The organism is Arthrobacter sp. H41 (assembly GCF_000520535.1).
Lineage (GTDB): Bacteria > Actinomycetota > Actinomycetes > Actinomycetales > Micrococcaceae > Arthrobacter_D.
In genome coordinates this window covers 1-2,951 of sequence record NZ_KI914763.1, presented here as the reverse complement: position 1 = coordinate 2,951, position 2,951 = coordinate 1, and the positions used below count along the sequence as shown (strand labels likewise).

At 59.2% G+C, this 2,951-nt stretch carries 3 protein-coding genes and 1 pseudogene; 3 read left to right on the top strand and 1 reads right to left on the bottom strand.

What is annotated here, in order from left to right; translation table 11 throughout:
• Window positions 1-28 precede the first annotated feature (28 nt).
• Window positions 29-340, bottom strand: a complete 312-nt coding sequence (locus Y705_RS22125; RefSeq protein WP_026531763.1) for a hypothetical protein — start codon at window positions 338-340, stop codon at window positions 29-31.
• Between the two features lie 279 nt (window positions 341-619).
• On the opposite strand from Y705_RS22125, the gene Y705_RS23465 reads away from it, so the two are divergent.
• The 3 genes and pseudogenes from Y705_RS23465 to Y705_RS22630 all read left to right on the top strand — a co-directional run.
• Window positions 620-1,588, top strand: coding sequence for a TetR/AcrR family transcriptional regulator C-terminal domain-containing protein (locus tag Y705_RS23465; RefSeq protein ID WP_173401042.1), 969 nt, complete (start codon window positions 620-622; stop codon window positions 1,586-1,588).
• 222 nt (window positions 1,589-1,810) lie between these two features.
• Window positions 1,811-2,620: an SRPBCC family protein gene (locus tag Y705_RS0102840; protein WP_026531762.1), complete on the top strand. Its 810-nt coding sequence runs from the start codon at window positions 1,811-1,813 to the stop codon at window positions 2,618-2,620.
• 130 nt (window positions 2,621-2,750) lie between these two features.
• A pseudogene (locus Y705_RS22630) lies at window positions 2,751-2,951 on the top strand (MarR family transcriptional regulator); the annotation flags it as partial.

Genomic DNA, 2,951 nt, shown 5'->3' with positions numbered 1-2,951 from the left:
CGCGGGCCCACCACGAGGCAAAAACGTCTTATGCGTCGTAGTGTTCGCGGCTTCCGGACTTCGCCAGACCACGAGCGATCATGTAAGCGATCGTCAGGTAGGTGATGAGCTTCATGCCCTGGTAGGCGTCGAACGTGTCATCGCCGTCTTCGTTATCACCATCGCCGACAAGGACCGCGGTGATGATCGTCGCGGCCACCATAGCGATGTAGGCAAAGAACTCGGTGGTCTTCGTCGAGGTCTTGGTTTCGGTCGATGGCCGGGCCCGCACCGTGCCACGATCAACGTTGTTGTTGCCGCCACCGCCGTTGTTGCCGCCACCACCGTTGTTATTAGACATAGAAAAATTTCCTTGCAGGTGGGGGTGGCCGATCCGGCCGGGAACCAGTCGCCCTGAGTGGGACTAGTAGGTATCTGGGGGAGCGATGATCCGCAGGCTTCTCTACGGGTGCTCTACGTTGTAAATCCTACGGTGTAGAGTTGTGGATTAGCAAGCCGCCCTACTAATGGATGGATGTTCGTGCCTTCTCCGGACGAGAACGATCGCACGACACGGAAAATAGGCCAGGGTGAGTCAAGTAGCGCGGAACAAGACGCGAAGGGTGCCCGTAGGAGCCGGTTGAGCCGGGACCTCGTGCTGGCCGCCGCTCTTGAGCTGGTGGATGACGAGGGTCTTAATGCTTTGTCAATGCGTCGGCTTGGCCACAAGCTCGGGAAAGATCCCATGGCGTTGTACCGATATGCGGCGAACCGGGACGCTCTTCTTGATGGGCTGACCGAGCTTGTGCTGGGCCAGCTGAATATTCCGCCCGTCGCGGACTGGCAGGACCAACTCCGAAGGACAGCACACGATTTCAGGGACCTGGCATTGCGGCATCCTCATGTTGTTCCTCTCCTGGTGACCAGGCCCCTGTCGACACCCCTGGGCCTGCGCCCACCTGGTGCACTGCGTCCTCTGGAGCAATTGATGGCGCTGCTCACGAAAGCTGGTTTCGATTCCACGGGGGCACTGCACGTCTACCGTGCCTATTACGGCTTCCTGCTCGGGCACATCCTCAATGAACTCGAGGAGTTCATCGTTGACCCTGAGGAGGATGAAAGCGTTTTGCGGCATGGGCTGTATCGCCTGCCCAAGAGCGACTTTCCCCATGTGCGCGAACTGGCACCGTTATTGGCGGACTATGACGGAAAAGCCGAACTCGATCAAGGACCTCTCCTGGTGACCAGGCCCCTGTCGACACCCCTGGGCCTGCGCCCACCCGGGGCACTACGTCCTTTGGAGCAAGTGATGGCGCTGCTCACGAAAGCCGGTTTCGATTCCACGGGGGCACTGCACGTCTACCGTGTGTATTACGGCTTCCTGATCGGGCACATCCTCAACGAACTCGAGGAATTTATCGTCGACGCCGAGGAGGATGAAAGCGTTCTACGGCACGGGCTGTATCGCCTGCCCAAAAACGACTTCCCTCATGTGCGCGAGCTGGCGCCGCTATTGGCGGACTATGACGGCAAAGCCGAGCTCGATCAAGGACTCGACATCCTCCTTGCAGGACTGAACCTCAGCCTCGGGGACACTGCGGACCAATGACGGCTGGCCCTCTCGACCGCTTGGCAGTCCTGGGAAGACGCGATGAGATCGGACATAACCAACCCTGCCGTGATCAGTAGGCTCACATCAATCCTGGGCTCAGGTGCTGGTGAGCCTTACCATGCGTACCACTGGTCACACGGCAACGATCGTGGTTATGCTAAGCATGCTGATGATCTCGATCAGTTACTCGTATCGTTCGTTCTATTCGAAGGAGACACTATGAGCACGAAGGTCGAAAAATCTATTGTGGTCAACGTTCCGGTCAGCACTGTCTATAACCAGTGGACCCAGTTCGAGGAATTCCCCCAGTTCATGAGCGGGGTCAAGAGCGTCTCACAGCTTAGTGATGACCGTCTTGAATGGATTGTCGAAATCGGGGGCGTCCGCCGGCAGTGGGAAGCGAAGGTTCTGGAGCAGGTACCGGATCGCAAGGTTTCCTGGGCCGCGACCGAGGGAGCGACGAACGCCGGATCTGTGTCTTTCGAGGACATCGGAGGCACCCAGACGCATGTGCACTTGTTCCTTGAGTACGAGCCTGAAGGCTTGGTGGAAAAGGCTGGCGACAAACTGAACGTCGTTGAGAAGCAGGCCGAAGGTGACTTGGACAGGTTCAAGGCCTTCATTGAGGATGAAGGCTACGCGACGGGGGCTTGGCGTGGTTCGGTCAACGAAGGTATCGGAGCTGGACGACCAGGGGTTGAAGACGCCGCCGCGTCGCACGGCGACAAAGGCAAGGCTGGCGTATCGGGAAAGGTCGCCGCCGGTCTCGGGCTGGCCGCAGCTGCCACGGTGGTCGGCGTCGCAGCAGCCAAGAACAACGATGACGACAAGGAAGATGCCGACATCTCCGCGGACACTTCAACCGATGTGGAATTCACCCCGGTAACCCCTGAGGTGGTGGTTCCGGTCGCGGCACCGTTGAGCGATGTGCCCGGTAATGGCCCGTTAACCGAGAACGACGACACGCGGTTGGGTTCCCTGGGACAACCGGTGATCGATAAAGACAAGCCTTCCGGAGGGGTGCTCTAGCCACTTCGGCATGGTGTCGGGCTCCCCGTACAAGGGGAGCCCGACGCGGCTGACAACCTCTGAGAATTCACGTTAGGGTGCCGGTGATGTGGTGGACGCGGATCGGGTCCGGCGGAAAGGAGTATCGGGGATGAGCACCGAGGTTCAACCGTGGGCCATCAGCGAGCTCCTCACAGCAGCAGCAGATGCCGTCTCTAATTCCTGGAATCGGCAACTGTTGAGCATCGGCATCACCCACGGGGGCGTCATCACGTTACGGGCGTTGCAGTCTGGTGGCCCTATGACCCAAGCGGACTTGGCGCGGCACATGCGCGTGAAAAACCAGACCATC